The organism is Comamonas badia DSM 17552, assembly GCF_000484635.1.
Taxonomy (GTDB): Bacteria; Pseudomonadota; Gammaproteobacteria; order Burkholderiales; family Burkholderiaceae_C; genus Comamonas_C; species Comamonas_C badia.
On sequence record NZ_AXVM01000002.1, the window covers coordinates 357757 to 377309 of the forward strand.

At 65.2% G+C, this 19553-nt stretch carries 18 protein-coding genes and 1 pseudogene; 11 read left to right on the top strand and 8 right to left on the bottom strand.

Annotated elements, in window-relative coordinates:
• The first annotated feature begins 38 nt into the window (after positions 1–38).
• From K320_RS0105835 to mmsB, 3 genes are read left to right on the top strand one after another with little or no spacing between them, the layout of a single operon-like run.
• Positions 39–1199: an acyl-CoA dehydrogenase family protein gene (locus K320_RS0105835; protein ID WP_024537908.1), complete on the top strand. Its 1161-nt coding sequence runs from the start codon at positions 39–41 to the stop codon at positions 1197–1199.
• 56 nt (positions 1200–1255) lie between these two features.
• The gene (locus tag K320_RS0105840) at positions 1256–1687 is read left to right on the top strand and encodes a TfoX/Sxy family protein (protein WP_024537909.1); all 432 of its coding nucleotides are present in this window, start codon (positions 1256–1258) and stop codon (positions 1685–1687) included.
• Positions 1680–2615, top strand: a complete 936-nt coding sequence (gene mmsB, locus K320_RS0105845; protein ID WP_407059756.1) for a 3-hydroxyisobutyrate dehydrogenase — start codon at positions 1680–1682, stop codon at positions 2613–2615. The genes K320_RS0105840 and mmsB overlap by 8 nt, the downstream gene beginning before the upstream one ends.
• Before the next feature lie 57 nt (positions 2616–2672).
• On the opposite strand, the gene K320_RS0105850 is transcribed toward mmsB, so the two are convergent.
• The 5 genes from K320_RS0105850 to K320_RS0105870 all read right to left on the bottom strand — a co-directional run bounded on the left by K320_RS0105850 (position 2673) and on the right by K320_RS0105870 (position 7314).
• Positions 2673–3938 carry an LssY C-terminal domain-containing protein gene (locus tag K320_RS0105850; RefSeq protein WP_024537911.1) on the bottom strand — a complete coding sequence of 422 codons (1266 nt, stop codon included), beginning with the start codon at positions 3936–3938 and terminating at the stop codon, positions 2673–2675.
• A 44-nt stretch (positions 3939–3982) separates the two neighbouring features.
• Positions 3983–4144: a hypothetical protein gene (locus tag K320_RS18970; RefSeq protein WP_156913838.1), complete on the bottom strand. Its 162-nt coding sequence runs from the start codon at positions 4142–4144 to the stop codon at positions 3983–3985.
• 117 nt (positions 4145–4261) lie between these two features.
• A complete protein-coding gene (locus K320_RS0105860; protein WP_211236093.1) occupies positions 4262–4861 on the bottom strand; it encodes a hypothetical protein in 600 nt (199 codons plus the stop codon).
• Positions 4862–5004: 143 nt separating this feature from the next.
• The gene (locus K320_RS0105865) at positions 5005–6120 is read right to left on the bottom strand and encodes an acyl-CoA dehydrogenase family protein (protein ID WP_024537913.1); all 1116 of its coding nucleotides are present in this window, start codon (positions 6118–6120) and stop codon (positions 5005–5007) included.
• A gap of 12 nt (positions 6121–6132) precedes the next feature.
• On the bottom strand, positions 6133–7314 hold the full coding sequence (locus K320_RS0105870; protein ID WP_024537914.1) for an acyl-CoA dehydrogenase family protein: 1182 nt from the start codon (positions 7312–7314) through the stop codon (positions 6133–6135).
• Positions 7315–7469: 155 nt separating this feature from the next.
• Here K320_RS0105870 and relB point away from each other — a divergent pair, with 155 nt between their 5' ends.
• A complete protein-coding gene (gene relB, locus K320_RS0105875; RefSeq protein ID WP_024537915.1) occupies positions 7470–7661 on the top strand; it encodes a type II toxin-antitoxin system RelB family antitoxin in 192 nt (63 codons plus the stop codon).
• A pseudogene (locus tag K320_RS18605) lies at positions 7648–7779 on the top strand (type II toxin-antitoxin system RelE/ParE family toxin); the annotation flags it as partial. The gene relB and the pseudogene K320_RS18605, both read left to right, overlap by 14 nt.
• Before the next feature lie 56 nt (positions 7780–7835).
• On the opposite strand, the gene K320_RS0105880 reads toward K320_RS18605, so the two are convergent.
• Entirely contained in the window at positions 7836–8489 is a 654-nt protein-coding gene (locus K320_RS0105880) for a YceH family protein (RefSeq protein ID WP_024537916.1), read from the bottom strand.
• Positions 8490–8522: 33 nt separating this feature from the next.
• Here K320_RS0105880 and purN point away from each other — a divergent pair, with 33 nt between their 5' ends.
• Both purN and K320_RS0105890 read left to right on the top strand, forming a co-directional pair.
• Positions 8523–9089, top strand: coding sequence for a phosphoribosylglycinamide formyltransferase (gene purN, locus K320_RS0105885; protein ID WP_281172607.1), 567 nt, complete (start codon positions 8523–8525; stop codon positions 9087–9089).
• Between the two features lie 53 nt (positions 9090–9142).
• Positions 9143–10414: an RsmB/NOP family class I SAM-dependent RNA methyltransferase gene (locus tag K320_RS0105890; RefSeq protein WP_024537918.1), complete on the top strand. Its 1272-nt coding sequence runs from the start codon at positions 9143–9145 to the stop codon at positions 10412–10414.
• Positions 10415–10461: 47 nt separating this feature from the next.
• Here K320_RS0105890 and K320_RS0105895 read toward each other — a convergent pair whose 3' ends face one another.
• Positions 10462–13542: a type ISP restriction/modification enzyme gene (locus tag K320_RS0105895; protein ID WP_024537919.1), complete on the bottom strand. Its 3081-nt coding sequence runs from the start codon at positions 13540–13542 to the stop codon at positions 10462–10464.
• A gap of 168 nt (positions 13543–13710) precedes the next feature.
• The gene (locus K320_RS0105900; RefSeq protein WP_024537920.1) at positions 13711–14622 is read right to left on the bottom strand and encodes a LysR family transcriptional regulator; all 912 of its coding nucleotides are present in this window, start codon (positions 14620–14622) and stop codon (positions 13711–13713) included.
• 112 nt (positions 14623–14734) lie between these two features.
• Between K320_RS0105900 and gcl the strand changes: the two genes are divergently transcribed.
• From gcl to K320_RS0105920, 4 genes are read left to right on the top strand one after another with little or no spacing between them, the layout of a single operon-like run.
• Positions 14735–16516 (top strand): glyoxylate carboligase, encoded by a 1782-nt coding sequence (gene gcl / locus K320_RS0105905; protein ID WP_024537921.1) that lies wholly within the window; start codon positions 14735–14737, stop codon positions 16514–16516.
• A gap of 10 nt (positions 16517–16526) precedes the next feature.
• Complete coding sequence (gene hyi / locus K320_RS0105910) at positions 16527–17306, top strand: hydroxypyruvate isomerase (RefSeq protein WP_024537922.1); 780 nt, start codon at positions 16527–16529, stop codon at positions 17304–17306.
• Between the two features lie 32 nt (positions 17307–17338).
• Positions 17339–18244: a 2-hydroxy-3-oxopropionate reductase gene (locus tag K320_RS0105915; protein ID WP_029695861.1), complete on the top strand. Its 906-nt coding sequence runs from the start codon at positions 17339–17341 to the stop codon at positions 18242–18244.
• Positions 18241–19515, top strand: coding sequence for a glycerate kinase type-2 family protein (locus tag K320_RS0105920; protein ID WP_024537924.1), 1275 nt, complete (start codon positions 18241–18243; stop codon positions 19513–19515). The genes K320_RS0105915 and K320_RS0105920 overlap by 4 nt, the downstream gene beginning before the upstream one ends.
• Positions 19516–19553: the final 38 nt, after the last annotated feature.

Here is a 19553-nt window from a genome sequence, read left to right on the forward strand (position 1 = left end):
GCTGACAGCTACAAAACAACAAGCAGGAGACGCCCCGCATGGATTTCGAACTCACCGAAGACCAGCGCGCCTTTGCCGAAACCGCGCGCCAGTTCGCGCAAAGCGAGTTCGCCCCGCATGCCGCGCAGTGGGACGAGGAGGCCGTCTTCCCGCGCGAGGCGATTGCCAAGGCCGGCGAACTGGGCTTCTGCGGCCTGTACGCACCCGAGAACGCCGGGGGGCTTGCGCTGCCCCGCCTCGATACCACACTGGTTTTTGAAGAGCTCGCGGCCGTCGATCCATCGACCACCGCCTTCATCTCCATCCACAACATGGCCACCTGGATGCTCGGCACCTGGGCCACCGACGCAGTGCGCGCCGAATGGGGCGAGGCACTCACCAGCGGCCAGAAGCTCGCCAGCTACTGCCTGACCGAACCCGGCAGCGGCTCGGACGCCGCCAGTATCAAGACCCGCGCCGAACTGCAGGGCAGCGAATACCTCATCAACGGCGGCAAGGCCTTCATCAGCGGCGCGGGCAGCACCGACCTGCTGGTGCTCATGGCGCGCACCGGCGACGCGGGCGCGGGCGGCATCAGCGCTTTTGCCGTGCCGGCGCAGCTTCCCGGCATCAGCTACGGCAAAAAGGAACACAAGATGGGCTGGAACAGCCAGCCCACGCGCACCATCAGCTTTGACAACGTGCGCATCCCCGCCAGCCACCTTCTGGGGCGCGAGGGCGAAGGCTTCAAGATCGCGATGAAGGGGCTCGATGGCGGGCGCATCAACATCGCCACCTGCTCGGTCGGCGCGGCGCAGGGGGCGCTGGCTCATGCCCAGCGCTATCTGCAGGAGCGCAAGCAGTTCGGCAAGCAGCTTTCGAGCTTTCAGGCGCTGCAGTTCAAGCTGGCCGACATGGCCACCAACCTGGTGGCCGCGCGCCAGATGGTGCGCCTGGCCGCCAGCAAGCTCGATGCCGGCGCGCCGGATGCCACCACCTATTGCGCCATGGCCAAGCGCTTTGCCACCGATGCGTGCTTTGAGGTCATCAACGACGCGCTGCAACTGCACGGCGGCTACGGCTACCTGCGCGACTTCCCGCTGGAGCGCCTGTTGCGCGATGCGCGCGTGCACCAGATCCTGGAAGGCACCAACGAAATCATGCGCGTGATCGTCGGCCGCAGAATGCTGGACGGCGATGCGCCCGATGCGATCCGATAGAAAACCCATGGCTGCCGACGCTTGCTTCACCAGCGTTTGAAGGCGTTTTATCCACCATGCCTGCACGCCCCATCGCCCCCGAGACCCTGCAGCTCATCGCCGCGGTGCAGGACGCGCTGGCCGGGCACCTGGGTGCCGAGGCGGATGTGCGGGAGCGCCCGCTGTTCGGCTGCCACGCCTTCATGGTCAACAACAAGCTGTGCCTCGCCGTCAGGGGCGAAGACCTGCTGGTGCGCCTGCCGCCGGCACAGCATGCGCGCATCGCCGAGACCCCTGCCGTGCGCGAGCTGGACCCCCGCGGCGGCATGCCCGGCTACTTCTGGATAGAGCCCGCCGCCTACGCCACACGCGCGCAGTGGCGGCACTGGATCACCGCCGCGCTGGCCTACAACCCCGCAGCCCGGGCCACGCCCCGGCGCCAGAAAAGTACAAGCCATTCATTGCCGCAGCGCCCAATCCACAAGCGCAAGCAGCTCACAAATCCATAGTTCACGCTTACCCACCACAGGAGACTCCATCATGCAGATCGCTTTCATCGGTTTGGGCCACATGGGTGGCCCCATGGCCATCAACCTGCACAAGGCCGGGCACAGGATTCACGCCTTTGACCTCGTGCCCGCAGCCTGCGAGGCCGCCAAGGCCGCCGGCATCGCCATCGCCGCCAGCAGCGAGGCGGCGGTCAAGGGCGCCGACATCGTCATCAGCATGCTGCCCGCCAGCCACCACGTCGAAGGCCTGTACCTGGGCCGCGATGGTCAGGGCGGGCTACTCAGCCACATCGCCAAGGGCACGCTGGTCATCGACAGCTCCACCATCGCCGCCGCCACCAGCCAGAAGGTCGCCCAGGCGGCGGAAGCGGCCGGCATCGCCTTCATCGACGCGCCGGTTTCCGGCGGCGTGGGCGGCGCGGTGGCCGGCACGCTGACCTTCATGGTCGGCGGCCCGGATGCGCACCTGGAACGCGCGCGCCCGGTGCTTGAAAAAATGGGCGCGAACATCTTCCACGCCGGCGCCGTCGGCGCGGGCCAGACCGCCAAGATCTGCAACAACATGCTGCTGGGCATCCTGATGATAGGCACCAGCGAAGCCATGGCGCTGGGCGTGGCCAACGGGCTCGATCCCAAGGTGCTGGCGGAAATCATGCGCCGCAGCTCGGGCGGCAACTGGGCGCTGGAAAAGTACAACCCCTACCCCGGCGTGCACGAAAACGCCCCGGCCAGCAAGGGCTACGCCGGCGGCTTCGGCACCGACCTGATGCTCAAGGACCTGGGCCTGGCGCAGGAAGCCGCCACCGCCGTGCGCGCCGCCACGCCGCTGGGGGGCCTGGCGCGCGCGCTCTACGCCGCGCACAGCCTGGCGGGGCACGGCCCGGAGGATTTTTCCAGCGTGATCAAGATGGTCCAAAAGCGTTCCTGACGCAACGCCCTGCCCCGCTGCAGCGCGGGAAACCGAGACTCGGAACCCTGGCGACCTTCAACGTCCCGGTACCTCCCACTGGATGTACCGGGCACTGTCCATCGCCCGCGGCGTCCTGGTGATGAACACCACCAGCCGCTCGCCATCGGTGAAATACGGGTCTTGCGTCAGATTGGTGCGCGGTGCACCACGGCTGGCAGCGCCGACGCCACCCACGTAGCCCCAGCGCTCCACATGGCCATTGCGCAGCAGGGTTTCCAGCAGTCGAAAGCGCGCATGGTCCACCTGCGGATCGATGACGTGGGTGGTGAGCGTCTTGGACAAGGTCGTCAGCTTGACGCCGATATCACGGCTGATCTGCCCAATCCACACCGGCTGCCCCGCGATCCGCAGCGAGGTCAGCCACAGCCGCAGATGGCCGCGCTGCGAAATATCAGCGCGCGCACGCTGCATCGCCAGATCCTGCGGCTGGCCGTTGAAATACAGCGGACTCACCGGCGAGTTGCGGTACGCCCGCCCGAACGCGAACGCCGACGCCATATGCGTCACGCTGTCGGCGTTGATGGTTTCGGTGAAGTCCCAGCCCGAGCGGTCCAGGGCAATGAGCACGTCATTTTCCTCGCCGACCAGCGCGATATTGAGCGGATCGCCCTGCCCCGTGCCTGCGGCATCCGTGGTGCAGCAGGGCATGGTGCGCAGCGCCTGCGCCAGCTCAGGCAAAGCCACCGTGCGCTGCGTGGCGTGGCGCTGCGCGCGTTGCAGGCGGCTGGCGCGGAAATCAAAGCCATCCCCAGGCAGCTCTTCTGCAAGGTCAAAGCGCAGCACCTTCCCCAGGCCCAGCAGCTCCACATTCATCAGCTTGAACCCGCGGTCCACGCGGGTGTAGACAAAGCCCTTCACCGTCTGCCCCGCCGGCACATGCAGCCGGATGGCACCCTCGATCAGCTGGCGTTCGGCGGCCTGCAGTACGTCCGGGGCGGTCTGCCCATGGAACAGCCGCGCCACTTCGCGCGGCGCGTAGTAGCTGTCGTCCATGAAGGAGCGCATGAGCCAGTACGGCCGGTTGCCGCGGTTCTCGATTTCCAGCCACACCGGCTGTACCCCTTTGTCCTCAAGCTGCAGCCCGAAATGGGCGGCGCTCTCCAAAGGGCGCAATACGCTGGCGTGTACCGTCACCCCGTCCTGCATGCCGGTCTGCGTGCGGGCACGCATCAGATAGGCGTCCGCACTCGCCGCTGTCGCGGCGGCCTCGGGCGCGGAAGCCGCCCTGTCGCCCAATGCGCCACAACCCGCCAGAAACAGAACCGCCAGAAGGACAGCCATTCCCTTGCCGGCCAGGAATGAAAAGTGTGGAGCGTGCCTGTGGTTCATCGTTTGAAGCCCGGAAGTTGATGGTCTACGACGGTGACGGCCGCCAGCACCAGATCGGCGCGCGGCACATCATCCGCGAACATCCCGCGCAGCAGCGGCAGCTGCTGCGAGAGGGGAATCTGCAGCGATCTCAACGGCGGGTTGGCTTGCGCAGCCAACGAGCATGGCAGACAGGGCAGCGCCCAATACCCAGCCGACGGCATGGAAGCGGCGGGCAGCGTGGGAAACCGCCCCGCGGGATTGCCCGGGCTTCGCGCCCGAGGCCGAATCTCGCGTCATGGATTGATGAAAAAGCGAACAATCCACGCCACCTGATAGGTTAAAAGCGCCGCAACGAACAAGGCATGCAGGCCTGTGCGGCGGGTCTTGACGGCTACGGCGCAGAGAACCAGCAGTACAGGGGTGCGGATCAGATATTCCCGTCCGAATTCCGCGAAATGCGCTTCACCCTTGATCCAGGTGTCAACCACGTCCAGCAGGTAACTGACGGCCAGCAGGCCGAAAAACCAGACACGCCGGGCAAGGAAGTAGTCCCGGTATCCCGCATAGTCATTCATGCTCGCCGGAAACAACAGGGCGCAGAGCAGAAACAGAACGATCGCGTACCCGACGAGGAAGGCATAGGTGCCGAAGCTCCAGTGGCTCACCGCATACAGGCCGAACTGCCACCACCAGAAATGCACCATGGCCAGCAACATCGACAACACCCAGGCCAGATGAATGGCGTCCGGGCGATTGCTGCGCGGATGCTGGATGATGCGCGCCACCCCGGACAGCAGCGTCGTCACCCCAAGACCGATCACCATGCCCATCACGATGCGCACGTGCGGAAAGATTTCGCTCGCCGGCAGTGCGCCGGCCAGCACGGGGGACACGGAACTCATCGATGGACTGCCAGAAAAAATCACTGCTGATTGTTACAGATGCGCACTGGCCGGTGCCTGCAATCCCAGGAGGGAAAAGGCAAAAGATGGTCAGGCCTGCGCACGCGCCCCGCGCGCCCTGCGCCGACAGCGTTTCAGGCAAACACCCCCGCCGTCTCCTGCATCCTGCTGGAAACTTCACCCAGATGGTGCAGCGTATCGCCCCAGGTCATTTCCAGTAGCGTCAGTGTCTTGAAGTAGTGGCTGCCTATGTATTCATCGGTCACGCCGATGCCGCCGTGCAGCTGCACCGACTGCTGGCCGACGAAGCGCATGGACTGCCCCAGCTGCACCTTTGCGCGCGACAGGGCCTGGCGGCGCTCATCCGCCGGCGCGCCGAGCTTGAGGCTGGCGTAGTAACTCATCGAGCGCGCGAGCTCCAGCTGCATCTTCATGTCCGCCATGCGGTGGCGCAGCGCCTGAAAGCTGGCAATGGGCACGCCGAACTGCCTGCGCTGGTTCAGGTAGTCGGCCGTCAGCCGCACGGTCTGGTCCATCACGCCGACGGCGTAGGCGCAGGTGGCGGCAATGCCAATGTCCTGCGCCAGTTCCAGTGCCGCCAGGCCGTCCTGGGTGACCAGCGTCGCGGGCGCATCGGCAAGCTGCAACTCGGCCGCGCGGCCGCCGTCCTGCAGGCCGTAGCCTTGGCACTTCACGCCGCGCGCGCCTTTTTCGACGAGGAACAACGCAATGGCGCCACCAAGCTGCGCAGGCACCAGCCAGGCATCGGCCTGGTCACCGGCGTTGACTATGCTTTTATGAGCTGTCAGCGCATATCCACCTTGCGCTGAAGCCGCTTTTGATTCGCAGACATCCAGACGGTAGCGCGCCTTTCTCTCCTGCTGCGCCAGCACCACCAGCGCCGCGCCGCTGGCGATGCGCGGCAGCCAGGCGGCCTGCACGGCATCCGCGGCGCAGCGCGCCAGCACGCCGGTGGCGATGAAGGTCTGCGCCAGCGGCTCCAGCACGATGCCGCGCCCGAGCTCTTCCATGGCCAGCATCGCATCGACCGCGCCCTGCCCCAGGCCGCCATGCGCCTCGGGCACGGTGAGCGCGGTCAGGCCGAGTCCTGCCAGCTCGCCATAGGCCGCGCGGTCAAACCCGCCGCCCGCGACGATGGCGCGGCGGCGCTCGAAGCCGTAGGCCTTGTCCACCCAGCGGCGCACCGCGTCGCGCAGTTGTTCCTGGTCGTCGGAAAAATCAAAGTCCATGTCCGTCTCCGTTCAGCCCAGCACCGTCTGGGCGACGATGTTGCGTTGCACCTCGTTGCTGCCACCGTAGATCGTGGTCTTGCGCAGGTTGAAGTAGGTCGAGGCCAGCGGCGCCAGGCCTGCATCGCCGCCGGGGAAGTCGCCCTGCCAGCCGGCGTCCATCGCCTCGTGGATCAGCGGCAGCGCGAACGGCCCGGCCGCGAGCATCATCAGCTCGGCGTAGCGCTGCTGGATCTCGCTGCCGCGGATCTTGAGCAGGCCGGCAATGTCCAGCGGATTTCTGCCGCTCTTTTGCGCCGCCAGCACGCGCAGCACCATCATTTCCAGCGCCACGATGTCCACCTCCAGCAGCGCGATCTGATCGCGAAAGCGCAGGTCGTCCCACAGGCCTTCGCGTTTGGCGATGCGCTTCAAACGCTCGAGCTCGCGCTTGCTGCGGTTCACGTCGGCAATGCCGGTGCGCTCGTGCGCCAGCAGAAATTTGGCGTAGTTCCAGCCCTTGTTTTCCTCGCCGATGAGGTTTTCCGCCGGCACCTCGACGTTGTCGAAGAACACCTCGTTGACCTCGCATTCGCCGTCCAGCAGCCGGATCGGGCGCACCGTGACGCCGGGGGATTTCATGTCCAGCAGCAAAAAGCTGATGCCGGTCTGCGGCTTGCCTTCAGTGCTCGTCCGCACCAGGTTGAACATCCACTCGCCGTACTGGCCCAGCGTGGTCCAGGTCTTCTGGCCGTTGACGATGTATTTGTCGCCCTGGCGCACGGCGCGGGTCTTGAGGCTGGCCAGATCCGAGCCCGAGCCCGGCTCGGAATAGCCCTGGCTCCACCAGACCTCGCCGCTGGCGATGCCGGGCAGAAAGCGCCGTTGCTGTTCTGGTGAGCCAAACGCCATGATGACCGGCGCCACCATCACCGGCCCGAAGGGCACGATGCGCGGCGCGCCGGCCAGCGCGCATTCTTCCTCGAACAGGTGCTTTTGCACCGCGCTCCAGCCCGGGCCGCCGAACTCCCTGGGCCAGCCGTAGCCCAGCCAGCCCTTCTTGCCGAGAATCCTGGCCCAGCCCTGCATGTCGTCCCGCGTCAGCCGCAGGGCGTTGTGCACCTTGTGCGAAATCTCCGGCGGCAGGTGGGCGCGCACCCAGCCGTGCACCTCGTCGCGGAAGGCCTGTTCTTCGGGGGTGAATGCCAGATCCATAAGGGCGTCTCCTTTGCAGCGGCGGTTGTAGCACGCACCAGGCGTGGCACCTGTCAACGGCAGGACAGATGCCGAGCCAGCCTGAACGCTTGCAGGCAGGAGCAGAACGACCATAATCGACCCGATATCGCCCTGACAAATCGAGGAGCCCTGCCATGAAAACTGCCCTGGACCCGCGCATCTCCGAGTTCGAGACCCAGGAGCAGGCCGACAACTACGACCGCTGGTTCCGCGCCAAGGTGCAGGAAGCCATAGACAGCAAGAAGCCGCGCTTGCCACACGACGAGGCAATGGCGCGCGTGGACCGCTTGCTCGAAGAGCGAAGGAAGCAGCGTGCTGCCGGTTGAGTGGTCGGACGAGGCCCAGTTCGACTTGGCGGATATTCAAGGCTACATCGAACAATCCTCGCCGCAGGCGGCGCGCACCTTGCGCCGCAGCATCGAAGCCGGGGTTGAGCGGCTGCCACACATGCCTTACGTTTTTCGGCCAGGCAGGGTCGCAGGAACGCGGGAATATGTGGTTCACCCCAACTGCTCGCACAGACGCTGCACCAGGTCTCTCAACTGCCCCACCTCAGCCTCCAGCGCCTGCACGCGCTGCTCCAGCGCATCGCCGCTGCGTGGCGCGGGTGCAGCTGCGGCAAACGCCTGCACATCCACCGGCCCGCACAGCAGCTGCGCCCAGCGCGGCTCGCGCGCGCCGGGCGCACGCGGCAGCAGCAGCACCAGCGGACCGCCTTTTTCATCGCTGCGCTCGGCCAGCTCCTGCAAGAAGGCTTCGACCGACGAGGTGTCGGCAAAGCGGTGCCAGCGTTCGGCGTTGATGCGCAGCTCGGCGGCGGTCTGCGGGCCGCGCAGCATCAGAAGGCCCAGCAGCGCCGCAGATTGATCGGGCACGCCGATGCCGCGGCTGAAGTTGTGCTCCCAGCGCGCCACGCGCGCGCCGCCGATTTCCACCACCAGCGCGCGCCCGCGCAGGCTGTCGAGCGCCTGCTGCACCTCGGCGTCCGCTAGCTGCATCACCGGTTCGCGGCTGGTTTTCTGGTTGCAGCCCAGCACCAGGCTGTTCAGGGTCAGCGGATAGCTGTCGGGCACGGTGCGGGATTTCTCCAGCAGCGTGGCAAGCACGCGGGCCTCGGTGGCGGACAGGGGCTGCAGGCGCGGATCTAAGGGCATGGCGGGGATAATCCTGGGGTGACGAAAAACATCGTGATTCTCATCTCTGGCACGGGCTCCAACATGGCGGCCATCGTGCGCACCGCCGTGCAGCAGGACTGGGCAGCACGCCTGGATGCCCGTGTGGCCGCGGTTTTGAGCAACCGCGCGGATGCCAAGGGCCTGGCGTTTGCGCAGGAGCAGGGCATTGCCACCGGCGTGCTGGACCACAAGGCCTTCGACAGCCGCGAGGCGTTCGACGCCGCGCTCATGCAGCGCATCGATGGCTACCAGCCGGCGCTCGTCGTGCTCGCGGGTTTCATGCGCATTCTCACACCAGGTTTTGTAGCGCATTACGCGGGGCGGCTGCTCAACATCCACCCCTCGCTGCTGCCGGCGTTCACCGGGCTGCACACGCACCAGCGCGCGATCGAGGCGGGCTGCAAAGTCGCCGGCTGCACGGTGCACCAGGTGACGGCGCAACTGGACGTGGGGCCCATCGTCGACCAGGCGGCCGTGCCCATCCTGCCGGGCGATAGCGCCGACCGGCTGGCCGCGCGCGTGCTCACGCAGGAGCACCTGATCTATCCGCGCGCGGTCGCCCAATTTCTCTCCCATTGATAGCTGCAGGCGCATGTGCTGCCTGCGTCAACACCTTATTTCACTGATATTCCATGCACCCACAAGCCCTGGTTGAAGCCTGCAGCGATCTGCTGCGGCAAGTCCTGACCTTTGAATACCCGGCGGACGCCGTGGTCTCGCGCTTCTTTCGCGAGCACCGCCACCTCGGTCCACGCGAGCGCGCCACGCTGGCCGAGACCACCTACACCGTGCTGCGGCGCAAGCTGCAGTTCGAGCGCCTGGCGCGCTCGGGCTCGGGAGCGCGCGAGCGGCGCCTGGCCATCCTCGGATTTGCCGGGGTGCGCGGCTTTCTGCAAGGCGCGCTGTCCGGACAGGAATCGGATTGGCTCGATGCCTGCAACGCCGTGCAGCCCGAGGAATGGTTCGAGCCCGAGCGCCACAACCTGCCCGCCTGGCTGGCCGATCGGCTCAAGGCGCAGGCGGGCGACGGCTTCTGGCCCCTCTGCGAGAGCCTGCTGACGCCCGCGCCGCTGGATCTGCGCGTCAATACTTTGAAGCTGAAAAGGCCTGCGGCGCAGCATCAACTTGCGCAAGCAGCTATCAAATCTGAAGAAACACCGTATTCCCCCTGGGGTCTGCGCGTGCAGGGCAAGCCGGCACTGAACAAGCTCGAACTCTTTACCAGCGGCGCCATCGAGGTGCAGGACGAAGGCTCGCAACTGCTGGCGCTGCTGCTGGACGCCAAACGCGGCGAGATGGTGGTGGATTTCTGCGCCGGCGCGGGCGGCAAGACGCTGGCCATCGGCGCCACCATGCGCAACACCGGGCGGCTGTATGCGTTCGATGTGTCCGCGCACCGGCTGGACGCCTTGAAGCCACGCCTGGCCCGCTCGGGCCTCTCCAACGTACATCCGGCGGCGATCGCGCACGAGCGCGACGAGCGCATCAAACGCCTGGCGGGCAAGATCGACCGGGTGCTGGTGGACGCGCCCTGCTCCGGTCTGGGCACGCTCAGGCGCAACCCCGACCTGAAGTGGCGCCAGTCGCCGCAGGCCCTGGAGGAGCTGTCCACCAAGCAGGCCGCCATCCTCGCAAGCAGTGCGCGCCTGGTGAAATCCGGCGGGCGCCTTGTCTACGCCACCTGCAGCCTGCTGGCCGAGGAAAACGAAGCCATTGCCGAAGCCTTCGGCGCCGCGCACCCGGATTTCACGCCGCTGCCTGCGGGCGAGCTGCTGGCGCAACTGAAGGTGGCAGAGCCGCCAAGCCTCTGCAGCGGCGGCCCCGACGGCCAGCGCTACCTGCGCCTGTGGCCGCACCGGCATCGGACGGATGGTTTTTTTGCGGCGGTGTGGCAGCGGCGGTGAACTGGCTCAAGGCAGCCTCAGCCGCGCGGGAGATCCCCACACACACGTTATCGTGCCAAATCCCTCATCGTCTGGACGATGTGCTCAGTTTGCACACTTACCGACACCACGCGACGCAGAAGATCAACCATGCGCTCCTTGTGGTCGGCAAAGCGGTAGGTATCAAAATTTTCGCGGATGGTGGGATCTCTCGGCTTTTTTTCCTTGTGTTGATCCAGCACCCAATCAATAGCCGAGCGGTTGCCCAGCTGATAGTCCCAAGCCTGACGCGGGATCCCACGCAATGTAGTTTCGCTGTCCAGCTCAATACTGCCTGCCGCCGGGTTCGATTTGAGCAGCACTTTGGGTGTGATCCCTGCGGCGCGCGCTTGTGCGTCGAGCTCGTCGTGGCGCGTCAGTCCAAAGGGCTCCACCGCCTCGTAGCCAATGTGCAACTGCATCAGCTGCGCGCCCCAGTCCGCCCAACGCCAGAAGTCGACATAAAAGGGGATGCGCGGAAATTCACGCGCCAGGTTGAGCTCGTATTTTTCGCGGTACACCGGATCATGCAGCACGGCATAGCAGTAATGAAATATGTCGGGCTTGGTGATCTTGCGCGCATTGGTCTTGCGCCCTCCACCACTGGAAGAAGGCAAGGGCGCGGCCTGCACGTTTTTGTAATGGGCAGTGAACTGCCTGTGCGCCCAGTCGGTGATGTTGTCAACCACGTTGCCTTCCGCGTCATGCCGCTGCAATGGAAGACCGTAGGTGTCTCCAACATAGTGCAAATCAAATGGCGCACCCCCGGCCAGCACACGGAAACCAGAGGAAATGGACAGGCAAAGGGTGCGGCCCTGAATGAACTCGCGCATGGCACCGGGCTCATCCACCAACACATCGGAGGCGTAGATCAGACGCGTGATGAATGGACGGTAGATATAGGGATAAACACGCTGAAAGTCGAATCGCTCAATACGTCCCTGCTGGGCGCGCCGCTTCAAATTTCGTGACCACTTGATACGCGTGTCGTACCCGCCCGGATGCCCGATGTGCCGGTCGTAGAGATTCAGGAAAAACTGCACTTTGGCGCTCAGCTCGCTCGGCGTATTGCCGACGACCCACTCATCACGGTTCGTCGAAACACCCAATGAAAACAGCTTGAAGATCGCCCGTTCCCTCACCGCTGTTTTCGCTGCCTTGGTCTCCCTGCTGGCCATCGGCAGCAGCGACTCGAAATCATTGCTCGTCAAGTTCAGCCAGTGACCGGCCTTGTCCGGCGACACCTCGTCCAATTGCAGGCTGCGCAGCGGCTGGCTGGCCAGGAAGGCGAGTTTTTCATCCGCCGTTTCCAGTTCCGGCCGGCGCCCGTAGTACACGCGCGCGGGCTTCTTGACCTTGGCGCTCTGTGCGCGCTTGACCATGAAGCTGATGGCCACGCCGGTCTGAATACCGAAGACGTTGTGTTTCGTTCCGCTCAACTTGGGGTTGGCGCGCACGTCGCCGCCCAGATCCACCACATAGATGTCGCTGAACTCCTGCGCCACAGTCTTGCGAAAGCCGTCAAAGGTGCGGGCATCCAGAAAGCTGCGGTTGGTGACGAAAGCCAGGATGCCGTTTTCATCCAGCCGGTCACTGGCCCAGCGGAAGAAGCGCGCGTACATGTCGTAGAGCTTGGTCTTCTGCGCCGTGCTGTCTGCGATGTAGGTCTGCTTGATGCGCGCATCGATATGTGGGTACTCCCGGTTTTTGTTGTTGTCGTTTTCGCTTTGCTGGTTGGCGTTGTAGGGCGGGTTGCCGATGACGACGCTGATGCGCCGCGCGTTCTGGCGCCGGATGCGCTCGACGTTTTCCTCGCTGACGCTGCCGAACAGCTCCGCCGTGGTACCGCGCGCGGCGGTGTGCAGGCCGACGTTGTCCAGCGTGTCGACAAAGCACAGGTTCGGAAACTCGGCCCAGTCGCCGGTGATCGCAGCGTACGTGGCTTCGATGTTCAGATTGGCCACGTAGTAGGGCAGGATGGCGACTTCATTGGCGTGCAGTTCGTGGCGGTATTTATGCGCCAGCTTTTTCGGCTGACCGCGAAAGCGCTCCAGCAACTCACAGATATAGGTGCCTGTACCGGTGGCTGGGTCGAGGATGTCTACGTCGCGGTCAATCAGGTTCTTGCCAAAGTGCTGCTGGCACAGCCAGTCTGCGCCATCGATCATGAAGCGCACGATTTCATTGGGCGTATAGACCACGCCCAGGCGGTCAGCAGCCTTGGTGTTGTAGACCTTGTAGAAATTCTCGTAAATGACCTTGAGGAAGGCCTGTTTCTCGCCATGGCTGCCGATCTGCGCGGCAGCGGCGCGGATGGCAGCGTAATACGCCTCCAGCCCTTTCAAGGTGTTCTTCTTCAGCGCGCCAGTGAAAAATTCGGCTTCCAGCGCGTACAGCTCGCGCGCGACGTTGTTGTGTTGATGGAAGTCGCTGTCATCGAACACCTTGGCGAAAATTTCTTCCGTCAGAATGTGCTGGATCAGCATCTCGCGCACGTCAGCATCGGTCAACGCCGGGTTGATGGCCTCCTGCGCGTGAGCGAGGAATCTGACTTCAGCCGCGCGAAAGCGGGTATTGCCTTGGTGTGCGCCGTCAATCATCTGCCGGAGTGCTTCCAGCACGGCCGGCAGGTCGGTCTTGAACTGCGCGACGGCGGCACGGAAGCCGGCGATCTCAGGGCGCTCGTAACCAAAAAACAGCTTGAGCAGCTTCTCCAGCGCAGCGGTGTCTTCCACTGGGCAGCGCATCACCTCCTGCCGGTGCTGCCAAAGCACGACGCTGGCGTCATCGCTGAAGACGATGTTGTCCTGCGGATAGCCGCGCCTGAATTTTTTTGTAATTTCCTCATCGAGGTCGTCCTGTGCGTCCTTCGCCTCCCAATAGCCCAGGGGCATACGCAATTCATGCAACAACGCACCATCGACGTTGATATGGGCCTTGGTGGCGGTCTTCAACGGATATTCAGCCAAAAACACCAAACCCTGCTGCTTGCCCCAAGCCTTGAGCAGGTCCTTGAAGGCCTCCCGGACAATGGTTTCGCGCTGGCTGCCACTGATTTTCTTGATGAGCTCGAGCTGGCTGAGGTAATCATTGATCAGGAGTTGACTCATCCGACTACGTCTCCAAACATAAATACCCTTGATGGCTCAGCCAAAAACCCTTTGCATGCATGGTCTCTTCTCTTGAACGGCTGACTGATGAAGCATCACTGAACAGCATTTTGACTGAACAAGCCACCCCAGCGCCGCAGAACATATGGTCGGCCAGCGGAGTGCGTTTCACCCCTCCCCCCGCTCCCACCACTCGCGCCCGAACTGCCCCTGCATCCAGCTGATGAACTGGCGCACCTTGGCCGGCACCAGGCGCGGCGAGGGGAAGACCGCATGCACCTCCTGCTGCGGCAGTTGCCAGGCGTCCAGCAGGCTCACGACCGCGCCATCGATCAGCGAGCGCTGCGCCACATAGCGCGGCAGCGCGGCGACGCCCATGCTGCTGCGCGCCGCCAGCAGCAGCATGGAGAGGTTGTTGGAGCGCAGCCGCCCGCGCACCGCCACGCTGCGGTGTTCACCGGCGCGCCCGGTGAAGTGCCAGCGCTCATCGCCCTGCACGCTGCTGTAGATCAGCACGCCGTGGCGCGCCAGATCCTCGGGCTTGCGCGGCGTGCCATGTTCCTTGAGGTAGGCGCCGGACGCCACCAGCACCCACGGGTTCACGCCCAGCCAGGCCGCGCCCAGCGTGGAATCGGCGAGCTTGCCCAGGCGCACCGCCACGTCCACGCCCTGCTCCACCAGGTTGACATAGCGGTCGTCGCACAGCAGCTCGATCTGCAGCTGCGGGTTCATGCGCATGAATTCCAGCACCAGCGGCGCCATCACGCGCCGCCCGAAGGCGACCGATGAGCTGATGCGCATGCTGCCCTCGGCCTGGGTCTGCAGCAGCGTGCCCACGGAGCTCGCCTCATCGGCATGCAGGCAGATGAGCTTGCATTTTTCGTAGTACAGCAGGCCGATTTCCGTAGCACTCACGCCATGCGTGGTGCGGTGCAGCAACCGCGCGCCCAGCTGCTGCTCCATGCGGTTGATCTGCTTGGTGGCGGCCGGCTGGCCTATGCCCAGCTCCTGCGCGGCCTTGCTGAACGAGCCAAGGTCAACGATGCGGATGAAAAGGCGGATGTCCTGGATGCGGTCCATCGCTCTATTCCATCACGGAATAAGCGTCATGCGCAATAGCCACCTTCCCTCCGATGGCCCGCGAAACGACGATAGCCGCCAACGCAATCCAAGTTTCCAAGGAGTAATGGCAATGGCAAAAATGAAAGCCGCAATGGCCGCGGTGCTGGTGATGGAAAAGGAAGGCATCACGCAAGCCTTCGGCGTGCCCGGTGCCGCCATCAACCCGCTGTACGCCCAGCTCAAGGAGCGCGGCACCATCGCCCATGTGCTCGCGCGCCATGTGGAAGGCGCCTCGCACATGGCCGAGGGCTATACCCGCGCAGTCGCCGGCAACATCGGCGTGTGCCTGGGCACCTCGGGGCCGGCCGGCACCGACATGCTGACGGGGCTGTATTCCGCCAGCGCGGATTCGATTCCGATTCTGTGCATCACCGGCCAGGCGCCGCGCGCCCGGCTGCACAAGGAAGACTTCCAGGCGGTGGACATCGCCAGCATCGCCAGGCCCGTGACCAAGATGGCCACCACGGTGCTGGAACCCGCCCAGGTGCCGCGCGTGTTCCAGCAGGCGTTTCACCTGATGCGCTCCGGTCGCCCCGGGCCGGTGCTGATCGATTTGCCGTTTGACGTGCAGATGGCCGAGATCGAGTTCGACATCGAGACCTACGAGCCACTGCCAGCCTACAAGCCGGCGGCCACGCGCAAGCAGGTGGAGAAGGCGCTCGCCATCCTGAACGAATGCGCCAGGCCGCTGATCGTCGCAGGCGGCGGCGTCATCAACGCCGATGCGGCCGATCTGCTGGTGCAGTTTGCCGAGCTCACCGGCGTGCCCGTGGTGCCGACGCTGATGGGCTGGGGCGCCATGGCGGACGACCACCCGCTGATGGCCGGCATGGTGGGCCTGCAGACCGCGCACCGCTATGGCAACGCCAACATGCTTGCCAGCGACTTTGTGCTCGGCATAGGCAACCGCTGGGCGAATCGCCATACCGGCTCGACCGACGTGTACTGCAAGGGCAGGCGCTTCGTGCATGTGGATATCGAACCGACGCAGATCGGCCGCATCTTCGCGCCCGAGCTCGGCATCGTCTCCGACGCCAGGGCCGCGCTGGAGCTCTTCGTGCAGGTCGCCAAGGAATGGAAGCAGGCGGGCAAGCTGCGCGACTTCAGCGGCTGGGCGGATGAATGCCAGGCGCGCAAGAAGGACCTCCAGTACCTGCGCAAGACCAATTTCGACACCGTGCCGCTCAAGCCCCAGCGCGTGTACCAGTGCATGAACAATGCGTTCGACCGCGACACCTGCTATGTCTCCACCATCGGTCTGTCGCAGATCGCGGGCGGCCAGTTCCTGCATGTGTTCAAGCCGCGCCACTGGATCAACGCCGGCCAGGCCGGGCCACTGGGCTGGACGCTGCCCGCCGCTTTGGGCGTGCGCGTGGCCGATCCCAAGCGCAAGATCGTTGCCCTCTCGGGCGATTACGACTTCCAGTTCCTGGTGGAAGAGCTCGCCGTCGGCGCGCAATTCAAGCTGCCCTACATCCACATCGTGGTGAACAACAGCTACCTCGGGCTGATCCGCCAGAGCCAGCGCGGTTTCGACATGGATTACTGCGTGCAGCTGGCCTACGAGAACATCAATTCGCCCGAGGTCAAGGGCTACGGCATAGACCATGTGAAGGTCGCCGAAGGCCTGGGCTGCAAGGCGATCCGCGTGCACGAGCAAAAGGAGATTGCCCCCGCCATCCAGCAGGCCGAGGCCTGGATGGAGCAATTCCGGGTGCCGGTGGTGATCGAAGTGATCCTCGAGCGCGTGACCAACATCGCGATGGGCACGGAGATCGACAATGTGAACGAATTCGAAGAACTCGCCGGCAGCGGCGCCGATGCCCCCACTGCCCTGGCCCTGCTGGATTGAAAGGATCGCCATGCCGACATTTGCCGCCAACCTCACCATGCTCTTCACCGAGCGCCCGTTCCTCGAGCGCTTTGGCGCCGCGCGCGCGGCCGGGTTTGATGCCGTGGAGTTCCTCTTTCCCTATGCCTACAAGCCAGAGGAAATCAAGGCGCTGCTCGAGGAATACCGCCTCCAACTCGCGCTGCACAACCTGCCCGCGGGCGACTGGGATGCGGGCGATCGCGGCATGGCCTGCGACCCGGCCCGCACCGCCGAATTCCGCGACGGCGTGGCCAAAGCCATCGCCTACGCCAAGGCGCTGGGCGCGCCGCAGCTCAACTGCCTGGCCGGCAAGGTGCCCGCGGGCGCCGATGCGCACCAGGTGCAGCAGACCTTCGTCGAAAACCTGCGCTTTGCCGCGGGCGAGCTCAAGGCCGCCGGCCTGCGCCTGGTGATGGAGCCGATCAACACCTTCGATATTCCGGGCTTCTACCTGAACCGCACCGCGCAGGCACTGGAGGTCATCGAGCAGGTGGGCTCGGACAACCTCTTCATCCAGTACGACATCTACCACATGCAGCGCATGGAAGGCGAGATCGCCGCCACGCTGCAAAAGCAGCTCAAGCACATCGCCCACATCCAGCTCGCCGACAACCCGGGGCGCAACGAGCCGGGCACGGGCGAGCTCAACTACCGCTTCCTGTTCCAGCACCTGGACCGCATCGGCTACGACGGCTGGATCGGCTGCGAATACAAGCCGGCGGGCACCACCGAAGCCGGCCTGGGCTGGATCAAGGCCCTCACCGCATGACATCCGCCGCATAACCAAAGGGAATCTGCACCATGGGTACACAGCAAATCAACATCGGCTTCATCGGCCTGGGCATCATGGGCACGCCCATGGCGGGGCATCTGATCAAGGCCGGGCACAAGGTCTTTCTGCACAGCCGCGGCACGGTGCCGGGTGAACTGATGGAAGCCGGCGGCAGCGCCTGCGCCAGCGGCAAGGAGGTGGCGCAGAAGGCCGACATCGTCATCATCATGGTGCCGGACACGCCTGACGTGGGCAAGGTGCTGTTTGATGAAAACGGCGTGGCCGAAGGGCTTTCCAAAGGCAAGGTGGTCATAGACATGTCATCGATCTCGCCCGTGGAAACCAAGGAATACGCCGCAAAAATCGAAGCACTGGGCTGCGACTACATCGACGCCCCGGTCTCCGGCGGCGACGTGGGCGCGAAGAACGCCACGCTCTCCATCATGTGCGGCGGCAAGCCCGAGGTGTTCGAGCGCGTGCAGCCGGTGCTTGCCTGCATGGGCAGGAACATCACGCGCGTGGGCGGCACGGGCGACGGCCAGACCTGCAAGGTCGCCAACCAGATCGTGGTGGCGCTGACCATCAACGCCGTCTCCGAAGGCCTGCTGTTTGCCGCGCGCGCCGGTGCCGACCCGGCCAAGGTGCGCGAGGCGCTGCTGGGGGGCCTGGCCACCTCGCGCATTCTGGAAATTTTGGGCGAACGCATGATCAAGCGCACCTTCAACCCGGGGTTCCGCATCAAGCTGCACCAGAAGGATTTGAACCTTGCGCTCACCGCCGCGCGCCAGCTCGGCCTGGCGCTGCCTGCCACCGGTACGGCGCAGCAGCTCTTTTCCGCCTGCGTGGCCCACGGCGGCGAAGGCTGGGACCACTCCGGCATGGTGCGCGCGCTGGAAAAGCTCTCCAACTTCGAGATCGGCCAGCAGGCCGGATGAGCACCATGACCGAGCGTGCGCTGATGCGTGCCATGTTCGATGCGGCCATCGCATCGGCCCAGCCGGCGCTGTGCGTGCCGCCGCACCTGCCACGGCCCGAGGACGTCAAGGGCCGGCTCGTGGTCCTGGGCGCGGGCAAGGCATCGGCGGCGATGGCGCGCGCGGTCGAGGACCACTGGCCGGGCGCGCTCACCGGCCTGGTCGTCACGCGCTACGGCTACAGCGTGCCCTGCGAGCGCATCGAAATCGTGGAGGCCGCGCACCCGGTGCCCGATGCCGCCGGGCTTGCGGCGGCAGAGCGCATGCTGGCGCTGGCGCAGAGCCTCGCGGCGGACGACGTGGTGCTGTGCCTGATCTCCGGCGGCGGCTCCTCGCTGCTGCCCCTGCCGCTGCCGGGGCTCACGCTGGAAGACAAACAGCAGGTCAGCCGCGCGCTGCTCGCCAGCGGCGCCAGCATCAGCGAGATGAACACCGTGCGCCGTCATCTTTCGGCCATCAAGGGCGGGCGTCTTGCCGCGGCCTGCCACCCGGCGCGCGTCATCACGCTGCTGCTCTCGGACGTGCCGGGCGACGCGCCGCGCGACATCGCCTCCGGCCCCACGGTGGGCGATGCAAGCACCTGCCAGGATGCGCAGGGCATCGTGCAGCGCTACGGCATTGAGCTCCCCGCGCAGGTGCGCCAGGTGCTGGAGAGCGGCGCCGGTGAATCGGTCAAACCCGAAGATCCGCGCCTGGCAAACATCACCACCCACATCGTCGCCGCGCCGCAGCAGGCGCTGCAGGCCGCCGCCACGGTGGCCAGCCAGCACGGCTATACGCCCCACATCCTGAGCGACGCCATCGAAGGCGAGGCGCGCGATGTGGGTAAGGTACTGGCGGCGCTGGCGCTGCAGGTGGCCGAACGCGGCGAACCGTTCAAGACGCCCTGCGCCATCCTGTCGGGTGGCGAGACCACCGTGACCTTGCGGGGCAAAGGCCGCGGCGGGCGCAATGTCGAATGCCTGCTGTCGTTCGCCATCGCCGCCCGCGGCCACGCCCGCATCCACGCGCTGATGGGAGACACCGATGGTGTCGATGGCATGGAGGAAATCGCGGGCGCCGTGGCCAGCCCCGACACGCTCGCACGCGCTTTCGCCCAGGGCATCCATCCACAGCGCAGCCTGGACGCCAACGACGGCCACGGCTTCTTCGAGGCGCTGGGGGATTCGGTCATCACCGGCCCCACGCTCACCAACGTCAATGACTTTCGCGTCGTGCTCATCACCGCCTGAGCACGATGCACCGCCTCACGCCTCACGCTCAACCATCA